This window comes from Paractinoplanes rhizophilus (genome assembly GCF_042664765.1).
Taxonomy (GTDB): domain Bacteria; phylum Actinomycetota; class Actinomycetes; order Mycobacteriales; family Micromonosporaceae; genus Actinoplanes; species Actinoplanes rhizophilus.
The window spans coordinates 75,871-94,203 of sequence record NZ_JBHTBJ010000024.1 but is presented as its reverse complement, the minus strand read 5'-3'; the positions used below and the strand labels follow the sequence as shown (position 1 = coordinate 94,203).

General features: G+C 72.0%; 17 protein-coding genes. 5 read left to right on the top strand and 12 right to left on the bottom strand.

Translation table 11 applies throughout. The features are described from left to right. Positions 1-151 precede the first annotated feature (151 nt). The 5 genes from ACFQS1_RS27075 to ACFQS1_RS27055 form a co-directional block, all read right to left on the bottom strand. The gene (locus ACFQS1_RS27075; protein ID WP_378973542.1) at positions 152-751 is read right to left on the bottom strand and encodes a hypothetical protein; all 600 of its coding nucleotides are present in this window, start codon (positions 749-751) and stop codon (positions 152-154) included. A gap of 116 nt (positions 752-867) precedes the next feature. Further along, positions 868-1,002 (bottom strand): hypothetical protein, encoded by a 135-nt coding sequence (locus ACFQS1_RS27070; RefSeq protein ID WP_378973540.1) that lies wholly within the window; start codon positions 1,000-1,002, stop codon positions 868-870. Then, positions 986-2,485 (bottom strand): FAD-dependent monooxygenase, encoded by a 1,500-nt coding sequence (locus ACFQS1_RS27065; protein WP_378973537.1) that lies wholly within the window; start codon positions 2,483-2,485, stop codon positions 986-988. The genes ACFQS1_RS27070 and ACFQS1_RS27065 overlap by 17 nt, the downstream gene beginning before the upstream one ends. Before the next feature lie 320 nt (positions 2,486-2,805). Then, positions 2,806-3,075, bottom strand: a complete 270-nt coding sequence (locus tag ACFQS1_RS27060) for a GlsB/YeaQ/YmgE family stress response membrane protein (protein ID WP_378973535.1) — start codon at positions 3,073-3,075, stop codon at positions 2,806-2,808. 32 nt (positions 3,076-3,107) lie between these two features. Further along, positions 3,108-3,488: a YccF domain-containing protein gene (locus ACFQS1_RS27055; RefSeq protein WP_378973533.1), complete on the bottom strand. Its 381-nt coding sequence runs from the start codon at positions 3,486-3,488 to the stop codon at positions 3,108-3,110. Positions 3,489-3,614: 126 nt separating this feature from the next. Between ACFQS1_RS27055 and ACFQS1_RS27050 the strand changes: the two genes are divergently transcribed. Next, entirely contained in the window at positions 3,615-7,664 is a 4,050-nt protein-coding gene (locus ACFQS1_RS27050; RefSeq protein ID WP_378973531.1) for a molybdopterin-dependent oxidoreductase, read from the top strand. Here ACFQS1_RS27050 and ACFQS1_RS27045 read toward each other — a convergent pair. Next, entirely contained in the window at positions 7,658-7,786 is a 129-nt protein-coding gene (locus ACFQS1_RS27045; protein WP_378973529.1) for a hypothetical protein, read from the bottom strand. The genes ACFQS1_RS27050 and ACFQS1_RS27045 overlap by 7 nt on opposite strands. Here ACFQS1_RS27045 and ACFQS1_RS27040 point away from each other — a divergent pair. Further along, the gene (locus tag ACFQS1_RS27040; RefSeq protein WP_378973526.1) at positions 7,760-8,734 is read left to right on the top strand and encodes a lactonase family protein; all 975 of its coding nucleotides are present in this window, start codon (positions 7,760-7,762) and stop codon (positions 8,732-8,734) included. The genes ACFQS1_RS27045 and ACFQS1_RS27040 overlap by 27 nt on opposite strands. Positions 8,735-8,792: 58 nt before the next feature. Here ACFQS1_RS27040 and ACFQS1_RS27035 read toward each other — a convergent pair whose 3' ends face one another. Further along, a complete protein-coding gene (locus ACFQS1_RS27035) occupies positions 8,793-9,695 on the bottom strand; it encodes a DUF4352 domain-containing protein (RefSeq protein ID WP_378973524.1) in 903 nt (300 codons plus the stop codon). 276 nt (positions 9,696-9,971) lie between these two features. Between ACFQS1_RS27035 and ACFQS1_RS27030 the strand changes: the two genes are divergently transcribed. Then, positions 9,972-10,661 carry a hypothetical protein gene (locus ACFQS1_RS27030; protein WP_378973522.1) on the top strand — a complete coding sequence of 230 codons (690 nt, stop codon included), beginning with the start codon at positions 9,972-9,974 and terminating at the stop codon, positions 10,659-10,661. Positions 10,662-10,877: 216 nt separating this feature from the next. On the opposite strand, the gene ACFQS1_RS27025 is transcribed toward ACFQS1_RS27030, so the two are convergent. From ACFQS1_RS27025 to ACFQS1_RS27010, 4 genes are read right to left on the bottom strand one after another with little or no spacing between them, the layout of a single operon-like run. Beyond that, positions 10,878-11,396 (bottom strand): GNAT family N-acetyltransferase, encoded by a 519-nt coding sequence (locus tag ACFQS1_RS27025; protein WP_378973519.1) that lies wholly within the window; start codon positions 11,394-11,396, stop codon positions 10,878-10,880. Positions 11,397-11,411: 15 nt separating this feature from the next. Then, the gene (locus tag ACFQS1_RS27020) at positions 11,412-12,707 is read right to left on the bottom strand and encodes a threonine/serine exporter family protein (protein ID WP_378973517.1); all 1,296 of its coding nucleotides are present in this window, start codon (positions 12,705-12,707) and stop codon (positions 11,412-11,414) included. Beyond that, on the bottom strand, positions 12,688-14,043 hold the full coding sequence (locus ACFQS1_RS27015; protein WP_378973514.1) for a dipeptidase: 1,356 nt from the start codon (positions 14,041-14,043) through the stop codon (positions 12,688-12,690). Before ACFQS1_RS27015 ends, ACFQS1_RS27020 begins: the two co-directional genes overlap by 20 nt. Then, the gene (locus ACFQS1_RS27010) at positions 14,033-15,631 is read right to left on the bottom strand and encodes an MFS transporter (RefSeq protein WP_378973512.1); all 1,599 of its coding nucleotides are present in this window, start codon (positions 15,629-15,631) and stop codon (positions 14,033-14,035) included. The genes ACFQS1_RS27015 and ACFQS1_RS27010 overlap by 11 nt, the downstream gene beginning before the upstream one ends. Before the next feature lie 188 nt (positions 15,632-15,819). Here ACFQS1_RS27010 and ACFQS1_RS27005 point away from each other — a divergent pair, with 188 nt between their 5' ends. After that, positions 15,820-17,304: an MFS transporter gene (locus ACFQS1_RS27005; protein WP_378973510.1), complete on the top strand. Its 1,485-nt coding sequence runs from the start codon at positions 15,820-15,822 to the stop codon at positions 17,302-17,304. Between the two features lie 208 nt (positions 17,305-17,512). Here ACFQS1_RS27005 and ACFQS1_RS27000 read toward each other — a convergent pair whose 3' ends face one another. Continuing rightward, positions 17,513-18,160 (bottom strand): hypothetical protein, encoded by a 648-nt coding sequence (locus tag ACFQS1_RS27000; protein WP_378973507.1) that lies wholly within the window; start codon positions 18,158-18,160, stop codon positions 17,513-17,515. Here ACFQS1_RS27000 and ACFQS1_RS26995 point away from each other — a divergent pair. Then, a partial coding sequence (locus ACFQS1_RS26995) for a hypothetical protein (RefSeq protein ID WP_378973581.1) occupies positions 18,060-18,333 on the top strand: 274 nt, incomplete at its 3' end. The genes ACFQS1_RS27000 and ACFQS1_RS26995 overlap by 101 nt on opposite strands.

The following is an 18,333-nucleotide window of genomic DNA, read 5'->3' as shown; positions in this document are numbered from 1 at the left end:
GCTCGATCAAATTCCGAAACTTTCGGAAGGCACTCGGATGACATCGATGACATTCGGCAATGAACCGTTTCATTTGAACGCGGCCATCGTCGGCCCCCTCCGACCGACGATGGCCGCGCGTGCACACCTTCCCCGAACCCCGAGCCGCCGCTTACGCCGTTCGTGAAGGCCGGGCCGGCCTTTCATGCCGTCGCGAGGCCGAGGCCGCTTGCTCCCGCCGCTGGCGCAGCCGGGCGGCCCGCGCCGGGGCGGCCGAGGCCGCGAGTGGATACAGCGCCCCCAGCAGGATCAGTCCCGCCAGCGGCAGCAGGTCGAGATCGATGCTGATCGCCGTGTAGCCGGCGAAGAAGAGCATCGGACTCCACACCGGCAGCCGGCCCGACGCCACCTGGAGGCTCAGCAGGCCGATCGTCCCCAGCACAAAGGCGATCGGCCCCGCCGTCCGCAACGGTCCGGGCAGCGGGTAGCCGTCCTGGAACGACGCCGAGAGGTCGCCGACGATCACCCAGATCATGCAGGCCGAACCGAGAATCGCGGCGGCCGCGGCGACCAGTGCGGTGCGACGAGCGAGCCGGGCCCGCCGCCACAGCGCCACCGCCAGCAGGGCGAACGTCGCCATCGAAGCGAGAAACGCCAGGTGGCCGACGTCCCAGGCCGGGCCGCCCCGGCGATGCCCGTCGAGCCCGTCGATCCACCGGAGCACGCCGTAGGCCAGCAGGAGCAGCGGCGCGGCGAAGGCCATCGATCTCATGGGCCGAGCCTATGAACGCGGACACCCGAGAAGGCATCGGTGAGATCCCGCCTCCTCCCCTTAGGGCCGATCCCTGGTGGCCGCGTCGATCGGCGCCCGCCGCCCGGCCGGTGTCATCAGGGCCGCGGCCAGGGGAAGACCGCGGCGGCGGCGAAGGCGGTGCGATAGCCGGCGGTCGCGATGACCGTGGCCATGGCGGCCATCCCGGCCGCCAGCACCGCCCACCGTCGCCTCTCACCGCCCGGCGGCACCGAACCATCGTGCCAGATGGTCGCGCAGGTCCTCCTGGTCGTCGCCGATCCAGGCGACGTGGCCGTCCGGCCGCGCCAGCACGGCCGGGTGTGCCAGCCCGTCGGCGGCCGCGGCGACGTGGTCGACGCGGTCCGCCCAGCCGGCCACGCTCAGCTTGCCGGTCTGGTCGAGCAGCAGCCCCCGGCCGCGGTGCATCAGGCCGTAGAGGCGATCGGCGCCCGCCCCGAGCCCGCCGCCCGCCTCCCCGCCGAGCCCGCCGCCCGTCTCCGCGCCCCGCTCGGCGACCGGTGCGAGCGACAGGTCACGCAGTCGGCGGCCGAGCAGTGCGGGGCCGTCGCCGAAGTCGTACCGGATGCCGATGGCCGTGATTTTCTCGAGCAGGAAGCGGATCACCTCCTCGAAGTCCATCAGCTCCGACACCAGCCTGCGCACGGCTTGCGGTCCCGGCTCGGTGAGGAGCAGCTCCATCTGCGCGAGCGTGGTGTTCAGCACGTCGTCGGCCACCGGGCGCCGCTCGGTTTCGTAACTGTCGAGAAGTCCGGCCGGCGCCCAGCCGGCAACTTCGGCGGCAAGTTTCCAGCCGAGGTTGAAAGCGTCCTGCACGCCGAGGTTGAGCCCCTGGCCGCCGGTCGGCGGATGGATGTGTGCGGCGTCGCCGGCCAGCAGCACCCGCCCGGCCCGGTAGCGCTCCGCGAGCCGGGTGGCGTCGCCGAACCGGGAGAGCCAGCGCGGCGAGTGGATTCCGAAGTCGGTGCCGGCGAACGCCTTGAGTTGGCGCTTCAGCTCGTCGATCGACACCGGCGCGCGGGGGTCGTCGGCCGGCCCGTCCGCCGGTGCGATGACGCGGAACATGCCGTCCCCGATCGGCGCGGCGCCGAAGCGCAGTTCGGTCTTGCGCACCTCGGCCACCGCGGCGGTCAGCGTTTCGACCGGGACCCCGATCCGGACCTCGCCGAGCAGCGTCTCGACCCGGCTCGGCTGCCCCGGGAAGCCGATGCCGGCCAGTTTGCGCACGAGGCTGCGCCCGCCGTCGCACCCGACGAGGTATCGCGCCCGCAGCGCGGCGCCGCCGGCCAGCTCCGCCGTCACGCCCTCGTCGTCCTGCTCCAGGCCCACCAATTCGGCCCCGCGCCGGATGTCCGCGCCGGCCGCCGCGGCGCGCTCGGCGAGCACCAGCTCGGTAGCGGTCTGGGGAATGGCGAGGATGTAGTCGTGGGCGGTGTCGAGCCGGCCCGCCCAGGGCTTGCTGATGCCGGCGAAGTAACTGCCGAGCGGGTGCTGCCGCCCCCGGGCGAGGAGCGCCTCCAGCAGGCCGCGCTGGTCCATCACCTCGATGCTGCGCACGTGCAGCCCCAGCGCGCCGGCCGGCCGCGACACCTCCGTCCGTCGCTCCAGCACGACCGTCCGCACGCCGTGCAGCCGCAGTTCGATCGCCAGCGTCAGCCCGGTCGGCCCGCCGCCGGCAACGATCACGTCGATCACGAGAAACCCCCCGAATCCCGGTTCGACGGGCGATTCTTCGCCCGACCCCCGGTCTTGCCGCAAGTCCCCCCACCGGCTATATGGTGAAGACGGCGGAAGGGTTCCGTGCGCCGGTCGGCGCAAGGCGCAGCACCCGGCCGAAACCGAAAGCGCAACGCCGCACCCCGGCCGAAACCGAGACGGGCAACGCCGCACCCCGGCCGAAACCAAGATGCGCAACGCCGCACCCCAGCCGAAACCGAGACGGGCAACGCCGGGGCCGGGCGAGAGGCCCGCCCGATCCCCGGCGCGTTTACTGCACGACTCGGGCGGCGGCGCCGTCAGGCGCGACGCCTGCTCCCCAGGCCCTCCACCAGGGCCACGCCGCCGGCCGCCAGCCCGATCTGCAGGATCAGCTCGATCCAGTCGATGCCCCGCGTGTCGTCCACGCCGATCAGCGCGGCCAGGAACGTGCCGATCAGCGCGGCCACGATGCCGATCAGCAGGGTGAGCCAGAAGCCGATCTTCTGCTTGCCGGGCAGCACCAGGCGGCCCAGCGCGCCGATGACCAGGCCGACGATGATGGCCGTGAAGATGCCGGAGATTTCCATGACGTCCTCCTGCGGATCGATGAGCGGGTCGATTATTGGTCGAGGTCGACGATTTCCCTTCCCAGCGGCCAGAACGCCACCGGAACGAGCTTGAAGTTCGCGATGCCGAACGGGATGCCGATGATCGTCAGGCACTGCGCGATGCCGGTGACCAGGTGGGTCAGGGCGAGCCACCAGCCGGCCACGATCACCCAGATGACGTTGCCGATGCCGGAGGCCACGCCGGCGCCGGGGCGGCTCACCACGGTGCGACCGAACGGCCACAAAGCGTAGACCGCCAGGCGCAGCGAGGCTACGCCGAACGGAATGGTCACGATGAGCACAAAACAGATCAGCGCGGCCAGGCCGTAGCCGATGGCCAGCAGGAAGCCGCTGCCGAAGACGAACCACAGAATGTTCAGAATCAACCTCACGTTGTCAGCATGACGCGTTCGCGCCAGCGGCGATCACATCCCGCGCGGGCGAAAGGTGAGAGCCGGGTAACGCCTCGCGCACAGCGCATTGACCCCGGCGAAACGGCGTTCACTTAGCTTCGTTGCGTGGTGAACAGCGTGGCGACGCAGGTCAGGACGGTCTGCGGGTACTGCGGCGTCGGCTGCGGGCTGATCCTCGACGTCGAGCGGAACCCCGAGGGGCGGCGCGTCGCGGTCAAGGTGCGCGGTGACCGGGAGCATCCGGCCAACGCGGGACGCCTGTGCACGAAGGGCGCGACCAGCGCCGAGATGCTCTCCGCCCCGGGGCGCCTGGCGACGGCGTTGTTTCGCGCGGAACGCGAAAGCACTCCGACCCCGATGGGCTTACGCGAGGCGGTCCAGGTCACGGCCGCGAAACTTCGCAAAATCATTGACACGTACGGGCCGGACGCGCTCGCCCTCTACGTGTCGGGGCAGATGACGCTGGAGGCGCAGTACCTGGCGAACAAGCTGGCGAAGGGGTTCATCCGCACCAACCAGATCGAGTCGAACTCGCGGCTGTGCATGGCGAGCGCGGGCACCGGCTACAAGCTGTCGCTGGGCGCCGACGGGCCGCCCGGCTCCTACGACGACCTCGACCACGCCGACGTCTTCCTCGTCATCGGCGCGAACATGGCCGACTGCCACCCGATCCTGTTCCTGCGGATGATGGAGCGGGTCAAGGCGGGCGCCAAGCTGATCGTCGTCGACCCCCGACGCACCGCGACCGCCGACAAGGCCGACCTGTTGCTGCGGATCCGGCCGGGCACCGACCTGGCGCTGCTCAACGGCCTGCTGCACCTGCTGGTCGAGAACGGCGACATCGACGCGGACTTCATCGCGGCGCACACGTCGGGCTGGGAGGCGATGCCCGATTTGCTGGCCGACTATCCGCCGGATCGCGTCGCCGGGCTGACCGGGTTGCCGGTCGAGGGCATCCGGCAGGCGGCCGAGTGGATCGGGGCGGCCGGCAACTGGGTGACGCTCTGGACGATGGGGCTCAACCAGAGCACGCACGGGACGTGGAACACCAACGCCGTGTGCAACCTGCATCTCGCGACCGGCGCGATCTGCCGGACCGGCAGCGGGCCGCTCTCGCTGACCGGCCAGCCGAACGCGATGGGCGGCCGCGAGATGGGCTACATGGGACCGGGACTGCCCGGCCAGCGCTCGGTGCTGGTGCCGGCCGACCGGGAGTTCGTCGAGAACGCCTGGGGCCTCGAAGCCGGGACGCTGCGCACCGAGGTGGGCAAGGGCACGGTCGAGATGTTCGAGCGGATGGCCGCCGGCGAGATCAAGGCGTGCTGGATCATCTGCACCAATCCGGTGGCCTCGGTCGGCAACCGGCGCACCGTGATCGCCGGCCTGGAGGCGGCCGAGCTGGTCATCACCCAGGACGCCTACGCGGACACGGAGACCAACGCGTACGCCGACATAGCGCTGCCCGCGGCGATGTGGTCCGAGACCGACGGCATCATGATCAACTCGGAGCGGAGCCTGACCCTCGTGCACCCGGCGGTGGATCCGCCGGGCGAGGCCCTGCCGGACTGGCGGCTGATCGCGATGGTCGCGCAGGAGATGGGGTACGGCGCGGCCTTCGGGTACGAGTCGGCGGCCGAGATCCTCGACGAGATCAAGCAGTTCTGGAACCCGCGGACGGGCTACGACCTGCGCGGGGTCTCGTACGAGCGGCTCGCCGAGGGGCCGGTGCAGTGGCCCTTTCCGCCGTCCGCCGCCGCGCGCAACCCGATCCGCTACCGCAACGACGGGGTCAGCCAGCCGTTACGGGTCGACGTGGACGGCAGCAAACCCGCGCTCACTTTCGCGACCGAGACCGGGCGCGCCGTGTTCCACGCGCGGCCGTTCCTGCCGCCGGCCGAGCTGCCGGACGACGATTTCCCTTTTGTGCTCAACACCGGGCGGGTCCAGCACCAGTGGCACACGCTCACCAAGACCGGCAAGGTGGCCAAGCTGACGAGACTCAACCCCGGGCCGTTCGTCGAGGTCAACCCGGCGGACGCGCGGGCGCTGGGCATCGCGGACGGCGACTCGCTGGAGGTGGCGTCCCGGCGTGGGCGGGCGGTGTTGCCGGCGGTGGTGACCGATCGCGTGATGCCAGGAAACTGTTTCGCGCCGTTCCACTGGAACGACCTGTTCGGCGAGTACGTCTCGGTGAACGCGGTCACCAACGACGCGGTCGACCCGCTGTCTTTCCAGCCCGAGCTGAAGGTTTGCGCCGTGTCCCTGACGCCTGCGCCGGCACCCGCGCCCGCGTCGGTTCCGGCTCCGGCTCCGGCCCGGGTGCTGTTCGGCACCGGCAAGCCCGCCGGGGTCGACCAGCTGCGCGGAGCGCTCGGCCTGCCCGCCGCGCCGGTCCTCGACGAGCGGCAACGCCATTACCTCGCGGGATTTCTCAGCGCGGTGGCGACACTTTCCCCGGACTTGGCCCCGCCGGTGCTGCCGGCCAACGCGCCGTTCGGCCCGGCCGCCACGGCGTGGGTGAACGGGCTGCTCGCGGGCGCTTTCCACCCCGTACGCGAAAGGATCGCGGAAAGAGCGACGCCGGCACCCACCAGAAGTTTGCAGGTGCTCTGGGCCTCGCAGACCGGCAACGCCGAGGACTTCGCGCAGGCCGTCGGGCGCCGGCTGGCCGAGGCGGGCCGGCCGGCGACGCTGCGCGGCATGGACGCGCCCGCGCCGGAGCTGCTGGACGCCGACGCCGACCTGCTCATCGTGACGAGCACCTTCGGCGACGGCGACGCGCCCGACAACGGCGCCGGCTTCTGGGAATCGCTGGCCGCGGCCGACGCGCCGCGCCTCGACGGCCGCCGTTACGCCGTGCTCGCCCTCGGTGACTCCAGCTACGACGACTTCTGCGGACACGGGCGCCGCCTCGACGAACGGCTCGCCGAGCTCGGCGCGATCCGGCTCGCCCCGCGGGTCGACTGCGAACCGGACTTCGAGGACGACGCGAACGGCTGGCTCGACCAGGTCGTCGTCGCGCTGACCGCGCCGGTCGCGGCGCCCGCCCCGCAACCCACCCGCTCGGCCCCGCTGACCGCCACGCTGTGCGGGAACGAGCTGCTCAGCCGGCCCGGCTCGGCCAAGGAGGTGCGGCAGTTCACCTTCGACACCGGCGGGCGCCTCGAATACGCCGCCGGGGACGCGCTGGGCATCTGGCCGTCGAACTCGCCCGACCTGGTCAGTGAATGGATCCTCGCCACCGGTCTGCGCGCCGACCAGATCGTGTCGGTCGGCAAGCTGGGCGAGCGGGAGCTGGCCGCCGCCCTGCACGCCGACCTCGACATCACCCGGATCACCCCGGACCTGCTGCGCTTCCTGGCCGACCGGACCGGCGACCCGTTCCTCAAGACGCTGTTGCGCCCCGACAACAAGGGCGAGCTCGCGAAGTGGATGTGGGGCCGGCAGGCCGTCGACCTGATCGCCGAGTACCCGGTGCGCGCCGCCGCCCAGGAATGGGTCGGCGTGCTGAAGCGGCTCCAGCCGCGGCTGTACTCCATCTCGTCGACGCCGCTGACCGACCCGAAGCGGGTGAGCCTCACCGTCTCGGTGGTGCGCTTCGACAACCACCGCGGCGTCTCCCGCAAGGGCGTGTGCTCGTCGTTCCTGGCCGACACCGCCGACGAGGTCCCGGTGTTCGTGCAACGATCGCCGCACTTCCGGCCGCCCGCCGACCCGTCCACCCCCATGATCATGGTCGGGCCGGGCACCGGGGTCGCGCCATTCGTCGGCTTCCTCCGCGAGCGCCAGGCGTCCGGCGCGACCGGCGCGAACTGGCTCTTCTTCGGCGAACAGCGGCGCGACACCGACTTCTACTACGCCGATGAGCTGGCGGCGCTGCGGACCTCCGGCGTGCTGGACCGCCTGGACCTGGCGTTCTCCCGCGACCAGCGTCGCAAGATCTACGTCCAGGACCGGATGCGCGAGCACGGCGCCCAGCTGTGGTCGTGGCTCCAGGACGGCGCGCACCTCTACGTCTGCGGCGACGCGAGCCGCATGGCCAGCGACGTCGACCAGGCGCTGCGCGACATCGCGGCGACCCACGGCCGCGTCGACCCCGACGCGTACGTGAAGCAGCTTTCCGCCGAGAAGCGCTACGCCCGCGACGTCTACTGACCTCGGGCGTCCAGGAAGTCGGCGATGAACGGCAGCGTCCGCGCGAGCGGGCCCGGGTCACCGGCCGCGGCCAGCTCGCCCAGGTAGTCGCCGTCGTGGCGTACGACGGCGGGCTGCACCACACCGGAACCTACGCGACCGGCGGCCGGGGCGGCATCGAGGCGGGGGCGGTGGCCGATCCGCTGGCGTCGCAGGGCTCGCTCACCCTCGATCGCACCCACGATCTGCTGTACGCGGTGAACGCCGGCAGCGACACGATCACCGTCTTCGGCGTACGGGGCAGCCGGCTCACCCGCCTCCAGGTGCTCGGCAGCGGCGGCGCCTTCCCGGTCGGTGTGGCCCTCCACGGCAACCTGGTGTACGTGCTCAACGCCCGGGACGGCGGCTCGATCCAGGGCTTCCGCCGGGTCGGCAAGAACCTCGTCCGGGTGCCCGCCTGGCATCGCGCGCTCGGCCTCGACCCGGCCGCCGAACCGGAGTTCACCTCCTCGCCGGGCCAGGCCGCCTTCACCCCGGACGGCCGGCGGCTGCTGGTCACGACCAAGGGCAACACCAGCGAGATCCTCACGTACGACGTCGACGCGCTCGGCGGCCCGTCGGCCCGGCCGGTGCATAACGCCGAGCCGGGCGCGGTCCCGTTCGCGGTGGCGTTCGACCGGTACGGGCACGCCGTGGTCGCCGAGGCCGGCCCGAACGCGGCCGCCACCTTCGACGTGCGCCGCGACGGGCGGCTGACCGCGCTGTCCGCCAGGTCCACCGGCGGCCAGGCCACCTGCTGGGTGACCGGCGTGAACGGGGTCTTCTACCTCTCCAACGCCGGCAGCGCGACGATCACCGCGTTCCGCACCCGGGCCGACGGCTCGCTGGAGAACCTGGGGACCACGAGCACCCGGGGCGGCGGCACGATCGACACCGCCGCGTCGGCCGACGGCCGCGTCCTGTACGCGCAGACCGGCGGCGGCGCCGACGGGGTCGAGGCGTTCCGGGTGGGTCGCGACGGCCAGCTCACCCCGGCCGGATCGGTCACCGTCCCGGGCGGCGCGAACTCGGAAGGCATCGCCGCGTACTGAGCGACGGGACGCGACGCGGGGGCCGGTTGCCCCCGCGTCCTTTCGCGCCGCGGCTGCTCTACGAGAGCGGGATTTTCGTCCCGGCCGAGAACATCGATTCGTGCAGGACGATCGATTTCAGCTTCGCGCTGCGCGGGATGTCGAAGACCAGCCGGCCCTTCACCGTGGTGCCCGGATCGATCTGCTGCAGGAAGGAGGAGAACTCCTTGTTCGCGTAGACTCCGGCGCCCGAGTCGGCCGAGTACTGGTTGCCGCCCGCGTCGAAGGCGGTCTGCGAAATGTCGGTGAAAATCGCGGGCGACTTGCCGACGTTGCGCACCGAGACGTCGATCAGGCAGTACTGGCCCTGCGCCTGCTGGTTGACCACCTCGTCGCCGACCTCGGCCACACCGCACCTCATGCCGGTCACGGTGAACTCGAACGTCCCGTCGGCGATCGGGGTGTTCATCTTGCCCTCGGCGGCGTTCTTGCCCTGGGTGTTGCCGTCCAGCCGGTCGAGGGCGGCGCCGGCGCCGCCGAGGACCGCCACGAAGAGGCCGGCGCAGCCGAGAATTCCGGCCAGGACGATGCCGCCGACGATCCACGGCCACCTCGGCTTCTTGCGTTTGGCCGGCGGCGAAGAGGGCCGGCCGTCCGGCTGGGGCGGCGCGTCGGGCGGAGGCGGCGGGTAGGACCGGGCCGAGGCGTGGGCTTGGGCCGGCGGGTAGGGCTGGGCCGAGACGTTCGGCTGGGCCGAAACGTTGCGCTGGGCCGAAACGTTGGGCTGGGCCGAAACGTTGGGCTGGGGCGACGGGTACGGCCGGCGCGACGCGTTCGGCGGGGGCGACGGGTAGGACCGGCCCGAGGCGTACGGCCGCGGCGGAGCGAAGGGGTCGGCGGGCGGCTGCCGCTGACCATTGGCCGGAGGGTCGGACGGGGGTTGCTGGCCATAGGGGGCGCGCTGGTTCGCGTCATAGGACATGCGAGTCGACTCCGTGCGGGCCGTTGGTGGGCGCGCGACACCGTGAAGATCGCGCCCTCCCACCCAACGACGTTCGCGGTGCGCGTGGGGTCGACCGGACGGGCCGGGGTGCCCGACGTTCAGTCAAGGCGTCTGCACTTAAGGTCACCTGCGGGGCCGCGCGAAGACCGTCCATTGGGCAGGGTTCGGCTCGGACGGCACCCTCGTGGTGAGCACGGCATGTGATGTGCGAAGCTGCCCGCTACATTCTCAGCTCTCATTGTCCGGAGGCCCTCTATGGCTTCGTTCCTTTATCTGGTCCTCGGCTTGGTGATCGGCCTGCTCGGCGGCTGGTTCCTCCGGGGACTCCGCGCCGGCTCGGCCACCCCGGCCGAGTCCACCCGCACCGAGTCCGCCACGACCGAGGTCGCCGCCACCGAGCCGGAGCCGGTCGCCGCCACCGAGCCCGCCGCGGAGCCGGAGCCGGTCGCCGCCACCGAGCCGGAGCCAGTCACCGCCACCGCCGAGCCGGCCGCCGCCACCGAGCCCGTCGCGGAGCCCGAGCCGGCAACGGAGCCCGAGCCCGCAGCCGAGCCCGCCGCGGTCGCCGAGCCCGAGCCCGTCGCTCCCGCCGCGGAACCGGAGCTCGTCACCGCCACGGCCACCCCCGAGCCCGCCGTCGCCGCCCCGGTCGTTGCCGAGCCCGTCATCGTCGAGCCGGTCATCACCGAGTCGCCCGCCGCCGACCCCGCTGTCGCCGGCGAGCCGGCCGCCATCAGCCAGGTGGACAACCTCACCAAGATCGCCGGCGTCGGGCCGAAGGCGGCGGCCGCCCTCACCACCGCCGGCATCACCACCTACCGTCAGCTCGCCGACTCCGACGAAGGCGCGATCCGCGCCGCCCTCGCCGCCGCCGGCATGCGCGCCACCGCGGCCGTCGCGGCCTGGCCCGAGCGCGCCAAGCAGCTGGTCGATTCCGGCAACTAACCCGTTCGTGTTCCGGCGGTTCTCCAACGAGTGATTCGGGCGGAAACGGCACCCTTCACCGGGCAGCCACCGCCCCCGCCACTTTTCGCAGCGCCCCGGGCGGCAGCGCGCGCCTCCGGGCACCGGCCGCGAACCACTGGCGGCGACGCGGGAATCCGCGAGCCTTCCCGCCCGAAATGGCAGCGCCAAGGGGATGCGCGAGCCGTCCCGCGCGAGCTAGATTCCGGCGCGCCATTCGCGGTCGAGGATCGCGTAGAGGTCGGAGTCGCGCCAGCCGTCGCGGATCAGCAGGGTCTCCCGCAGCCGGCCCTCGTGGGTCATGCCGAGCTTGGTCAGGACCCGGGCCGACCCGGTGTTGCGCGGGTCGCAAGTCCCGTACACCCGGTGCAGCCCATGCACCTGGAACGCGATCCGCAGCAGCTCCCGGGCCGCCGCCGTGGCCAGCCCGCGCCCCCAGACGCGCGGGTGGATCCCGTACCCGATCTCGCCCTGACCGTTCCCCCGCAGGTGCAGATCGGCGATCCCGAGCACCTCGCCCCCGGCCAGCACCGCGTGCGGGAAGCTGGTCTGCGGCCGCTGATGCCAGAGCCGCGCCGCCTCCCGCACATACGACTGCGTCTCGGCCTCGGTGTTCGGTCCCCAGGCCTGGTATCGGCAGGAGTCACGCAGCTTCGCCCAGTCGTGCACGGCGGCCCAGTCGTCGTACTCCAGGGGCCGCAGCCGCACGTCGTCCATGAACCCGATCTTGCCCTACGTCGGCGATCGGAAAAGGGGCAGACGGATCCACCCCAGTGACCGCGCCAGCGATCGATACAGCGGGTAGCCGCACAGCACGCCGAGGGCGATGGCGATCATCGACCAGACCGTGCCGAACAGATCGCGCGACGCGGAGATCGAGTCCTGGTCCAGATATTCGGTGACGCCGATCAACCCCAGCGCGCCCGGCACCAGCAGCCAGAACGCCGGCAGGAAGGAAACCAGCGCCGGCGGGCCGGACGGCCGCCGTTCCACGAAGTAGGCGACCGGCGTCATCGCGAGTGCGCCGAAGAATCCGGAAAGATAGCCGCCGAACCATTGGCTGCCGATGAATTGCCCGATCCACGCCGCGGCCAGCACCACCAGCAGCCAGGGCAGCGAACTATGGGGCGCCGAGTGGTAGAGGTACGTGCCGACGCCGACCACCAGCACCCCCAGCCAGGGCGCCCACCAGCCGATCAGGTTCTGCGGGCTGTCGATCAGCACGTCCGCCGCCGGCAACTTGACCACCTGCAGCGCCGCCGTGATCCCGAACGCCAGCAGCAGGAGCTGAAGCGTCCCGGAGACCAGCCGGCTCGCCCCGGTGATCATCTCGCCGGCGGAGAGCTCGACCACCGACATGGTCAGCGCCGCGCCGGGCAGGAAGGTGACCAGCGGCGCGATCATGGCGCGCAGGTCGGCGTCCGCCCACCCCGGCGCGGCCAGCAGGAACGTGGTCGAGGCGACGATGAACGAGACCGCGACCGGCATGATCAGCTGAAGGCTCGGCCACCGCCCGCCGATCAGCTTGAGCGCGCCCACCAGCAGCCCGAACAGCCCGGCGAGCACCAGATCGCCCCAGGTCGGCTGGAGCACCAGGCAGATGCCCACGGTCAGCACCGAGTGCCCGAAGATGGTCAGCAGCCGGCCGAACCGCGGCCGCATCTCGATGATCTCGAGCACCCGCCGGCTGCCGTCCTCCGGCGGAAGCTCACCGCGCTTCGCTTCGCGAAGCAATTGGAAAAGCTCCGCGGTCTGGTCGAGCCGGAGGACACCGCGCAGGGTCCGGGTGGGTTCGAGAGTTGCCGCGCGTCCGGGTTCGAGCGAGATTTCGACGTACGTCGGGAGCACGGCGACCCGCGCGTGCGGGGCGCCGTACGCCGCGGCCACCTCGAGGAGATGGTCCTGGACCTCGTTGACCGCCTCCCCCGCCGCGGTCAGCCCGCTGCCGATGAACAGCAGGAACCGCAGCAGCGCCCGCTCCTCCCCGGACGGGCGGACGCCGGCCCGCTCAGCCCCGGTTTCCCGCATAGTTCTTCAGGAACAACGACTCCACGAGCGCCATGCGCTCGATCTCGGACGGGTCGACGCTCTCGTTCGGGGCGTGGATCAGGCAGCGCGGCTCCTCGACCCCGATCAGCATGATCTCCGCCTCCGGGAAGGTTTCCTGGAAGACGTTGCACAGCGGGATCGAGCCGCCCTGCCCCTCGATCAGCGCCTGCCGCCCGTACGCGTCCTGCATCGCCTTGGTCAGGGTGTCGAAGGCCGGGCCACTGGTCGAACCGCTGAACGGCTCCCCGTCGGCTTCGCGCTCCACGGAAACTTTCGCGCCCCAGGGCGCCGCCTGCTCGAGATGCCGGATGAGCGCCTCCTGCGCCTGTTTGGCGTTCATGCCGGGCGGAACGCGCAGGTTGATCCGGGCGCGTGCGTGCGGCTGGATGGCGGCCGACGAGCCCACCACGGGCGGGCAGTCGATGCCGAGCACGGTGACCGCCGGCCGTGCCCACACCATGTCCGCGACGCGCGCGTCGCCCAGCAGGCGGACCCCGTTGAGCACCCCGGCATCCTCGCGGAACTGATCGGGCGGGTAGTCGGCGCCGGGCCAGGTCTGGGTGGTGTCCAGGCCGTTGATGGTCGTGTTGCCCTGCTCGTCGCGCAACGTCGCGAGCATGTGGACGAGGGCGGCGAGCGCGTCCGGCGCGGCGCCGCCGAACATCCCGGAGTGCATCGGGCCGGCCATCGTGTCGACGCTGACCACCACGTTGGCGAGACCGCGCAGCGTGCTGGTGACCGCGGGCACGCCGACCGCGAAGTTTCCGGCGTCGCACACCAGGATCGCGTCGGCCCGAAGGAGATCGGCGTTCGCCGGCACGAAAGCCTCGAGGCCGCCGGTGCCCTGTTCCTCCGAGCCCTCCCCCACGATCTTCACGGTGACCGGCAGGTGGTCGCCGAGCGCCCGCAGCGCGGTGAGGTGGGTGACGATGTTTCCCTTGCAGTCGGCGGCGCCGCGGCCGTACCAGCGGCCGTCGACCTCGGTGAGCTCCCAGACCGGCGTGTTCCAGGCGGCATCGTCGAGCGGCGGCTGCACGTCGTGGTGGAAGTACAGCAGCACAGTGGACGCGCCCTCGGGCCCTTTGATCTCGCCGCAGACCGCCTTGCTGCCGTCCGGCGTCTCATAGGCAGCGACGTCGGCGAAGCCCACTTCACGGAACGTCCCCAGCAGCCAGTCGACCATGCCGTCGCACTCGGCGGCCGGGAACTGCGCGGCGTCGTGCACCGACTTGAAGGCCACCATGGCGGCCAGGTCGTCCTTCGCCCGCGGCATCAGCGACTTGATCCGGCCGCGGAGCACCTCGTCATCTACCACGTTCGTCTGCCTTCCTGGTTGTGACCGTCTGGCCGGCCTCCGGAGCGGAATCGTGATGTGCGCGGCCGGGCCACAGGAGCCGGACCACGATCAGCGCGGCCAGCACGATCCCGGCCGTCACGAGCAGCGCGTCGGCGATGCCGTTGCTGAACCCGGCGGCGACCGCGCTGGTCACCGATCGGGCCAGGCCGGCCGGCAGTTGCGCGATGGCGTCCTGGAACGACGCGGAGCCGACCAGCGCGTTCCGGGCGGTCTCGATGTCGCCGGCCGACAGGCCGGCGCCGCGCAGCGCGTCCTCGGTGGCGCCGGCCGAGAAGCCCCGGGCCAGCGCGCTCAGCACGGCCACGCCGAGGGCGCCGCCGACCATGCTGGACATCTTGAAGACGCCGGCCGCCGATCCCGCGAGATCGATCGGGACGTCGCCGACGGCGGTGTTGGAGATCGGTGTGGACAGCACCCCGAGTCCGATTCCGATCACCAGCAGGCCCGCGGCGAGCAGCCACAGCGTCGAGTCCGCGGAGAGAAAACCGAGCACGGCGAGACCCGCCGCGAGGACGAGAAGGCCGACGAGTACGGGCATCCGCCCGCCCCGCCGCGACTCGAGTCGCGAGCCCTGCGGGATGAACAGGAAGATGCCCAGCGTGGACGGGAGCATCAGCAAGCCGGCTTCGACGGCCCCGTACCCGCGGACGTTCTGCAGCCACAGCACCAGCAGGTAGCTGAGCCCGCCGAACGCCAGGTTCATCACGAGGTTGGCGGTAAGGGCGCCGTCGTAGGCACGCAGCCGGAACAGGCTCAGGTCGACCAGCGGGTCCCGGGCGTTGCGCTCGATCGCGTACCAGGCGAGCACGAGCGCGACGAACGCGATGAGCAGGCCGACGACGAGGGGGTCGCCCCAACCCACGGCCGGGCCGTCGGTGAGCGCGAAGAGCAGCGCGAAGATCGCCAGGCCGATCGTGGCGAGGCCGAGCCAGTCGATGCGGCGCGACGCCTCGGGGTCGCGGGACTCGGGGGTGCTGGCCCGCAGCAGGAAGTACGTGGCGACGCCGAGCGGCACGTTGATCCAGAACAGCCATTGCCAGCCGAGGCCGCTGGTCAGGATGCCGCCGATGGCCGGCCCGATGGCCTGGCCGCCCCACGCGACGGCCTGCCAGACACCGAACGCGGTCAGCTCGGCCGGGCCGCTGAACTCGGCCGGGATCAGCGCGAGCGTGGCGGGCAGGATCAGCGCGGCGCCGATGCCCATCAGCCCGCGCCCGGCGATCAGCAGGCCGACGTCCGGCGCGAGCGCCGCGACCACCGAGAAGGCCGAGAACAGGACGATGCCCAGCCCGAGCATGCGGCGGCGGCCGAAGATGTCGCCGAACCTGCCGGCGGCGATCACCAGGGCGCCGGTGACCAGGCTGAACGCGTTGTTCGCCCACTGCAGGGCGGACAGGTCGGCGTGCAGGTCCTCGGCCATCGTGGGGATGGCGACGCCCAGGTCGGCGAAGGCCAGCCAGACCAGTCCCGCCGCCGTGCAGATGGCGGCCAGGGACAGCCAGCGGCGCCCGGTCGTGGCCGGGCCGGCGGACGGGGCATCACTCACCGGCCCAGTCTCTGGTCCGCCGACGATGGTGGTCTTCATTCGCGACGGATGGCCTTCTCCGCGCCCGCCGTGTTTTTCGTGCCGCCACGTACGCGCCCGCCTGTGGTCGGCCCGTCTCATCCGTGCCGGGCGATGCGGCGATCGGTTCCGGTGCCGAGACTGACGAGCGTCCGACTCGGGAGGATGGCATGGCTGACCTGGACGCCAAGGTATCGACCGGCAAGGCCGCCGGTGCCGGGGTGCTGATCGCGGCGTGTGTGTCGGCACTGGTGGTGAACGCGAACACCTCGGCGGTCACCATCCTGCTCCCGGCGATCAGTCAGGACACCGGGACCGCGGTGGACACCCTGCAGTGGGCGGTGACCGGCTACATGCTGGTCGGCGCCGCGGTGATCGTGACCTCCGGCGCGCTGGGCGACGTGTTCGGCCGGCGGAGAATCTTCCTCGGCGGCCTGCTGCTGTTCGTGGCCTCCTGCGTGCTCATCGCGCTCTCCACGGCCGGCGCGGGCGTGATCGCCGGCCGGATGATCCAGGGCGCGGCCGGGTCGACGATCCTGGCCTGCGGCATGAGCCTGTTGTCGGTCGACTCGTCGGGCCCCGCCCAGATGAAGGCGATCACCCTCTGGGGCGCGGCCTCCGCGGCCGGCGCCGCGGCGGGCCCGCTGGTCGGCGGTGTCCTGGTCGAGGCCACCGGCTGGCAGGGGCTGTTCTGGATCGACGCCGCGATCGCGGCGGCCTGCATTCCGGTCACCCTGCTGATGGTCAAGGAGTCGCGCGACCCGAACCGGTCGCGCTCGATCGACTGGGCCGGCACCGCGCTGATCGCGGTCATCCTCGTGCCCCTGGTCCTGGCCCTCAGCGAGGGCAGCGACTGGGGCTGGGCGTCGCCGGCGATCATCTCCTGCTTCGTGATCGGCGCGCTCGGCGTGGCCGGGTTCGTCTACGCCGAGAAGCGGGTCTCGGCGCCGCTGGTCGACCTCGCGCTGTTCCGCAACCTCGTGCTGGTCGGCTCCACCCTGGCGATCCTCATCGTGGCCGGCACCATCAACGGCCTGATGTACGTGCTGAGTCTCTACTTCCAGGACCCGACCGGCTTCGCGATGAGCGCCCTGCAGGCCGGCCTGGCCACCCTGCCCGCCGTGGCCGTGATGATCGCGATCACCCCGCTGATCACTCCCGTCGCCCTGAAGATCGGCCCACGGCAGGCCGTGGCGCTCGGGTTCCTGCTGTCCGCCGTGGGGTTCGGGGCGCTCGGCTTCGCGAAGTCGTCCTGGACCTACGGCTACTTCGTGATCCCGCTGGTCGTCATGGCGATCGGCCTGGGCCTCGCGAACGGCCCGGCATCCTCGGCGTCCACCTCGGCGGTCGAGCCGGAGCAGGTCGGCCAGGCGTCCGGAATCTCCAACATGGCCCGCTACGTGGGCGGCTCGCTGGCCACCGCCGCGACCGCCACCGTCTACGCCGCCGCGATCGCCAACCACCGGGCGGCGGGAGCGAGCGACGCCGACGCCCTGGCCGCGGGCTTGTCGCGCTCCGCCATCCTGTTGGCCATCATGGCGGGCTGCGGCGTCCTGCTGGTCGTGCTGCTCGGCCGCCACCGTCTGCACAAGGTCAGCCCCGGCGCCACCGCGGCCGCGTATTCCCACACAGTCCCGGTCGCCGCCGGAGACTGAGCACCCGAGTCCCCATCCGGCCGCGCGTCCGGCACAGGGCCACGCGGGCGTCTGACCGGGAGCCACAGGCGTCCGCCCCGGCCCACGCGGCCATCCCAAGGCCACGCGCCCGATCCGGGGCCAGGCGTCTACGAGCCGGGCGTGCGCACATGCCGAGCCACGACGTGCCCGCGTGCCGGTCCAGGGCCGCGCGGGCACGATCGCCGCGTCAGGCGCGGTGCCGCGGGCGGTGCCGGCGGACCGATCGCAGCGCGGCGCCGAGCATGGTGACCGTGAAGCCGGCGATGATCAGCAGCACCACCGCCGGGCCGGTGACGGGCAGGCTCACATTGTTGCTGGCCGCGACGATGGGCAGGTCCAGCCGCCGCGCAAAGGGGTTGCCGTCGGGATCCACCCCGGCCGCCACGAACGAGTGCGTGCCGGCGGGCAGGCCCGCGGGGACGGTCACGGCCTGCATGAAGTGGCCATTCGCATCGGCCGGGACGACGGCCAGGACGGTCGGGCTCGAATAGATGGTGATAGTGACGGTGGAGTACGGGGCATAGCCGTCCCCTTCGATGGGGATCGACTGGCCCGGCGCGGCCGAAGTGATGGTGCCGCCGCCCGTTCCGAGCTTCTCGGTGGTGTCCGGAGGCACGGGAGCCAGGACCGGGGCGGTGGGAATGGCGCTGTCGGATGCGACCGACGCCGGTGAGGCGCCACCGGCCGAGAGAGCCACCACGGTCACGGTGTACGGAGTGCCGACCGTAGCGCCGATGACGCAGGTGGTCGCCCCTGTGGTTTCGCAGCTCGCGGGACCAGGGTTGGCCGTGGCGAGATATCCGGTGATCTTGACTCCGTTGGAAGCCGGCGCCACCCACGACACCCGGATCGCGGAGGTAATGCCGGTCGCCGTGACCCCGCTCGGCGCCGGCGGCACACCGGTCGAAGCGGAAGGACTAGGCGAAACGGACGCGCTCGGCGAAACGGACGCGCTAGGCGAAACCGAAGCGCTGGGCGACACCGAAACCGAAGCGCTGGGCGACACCG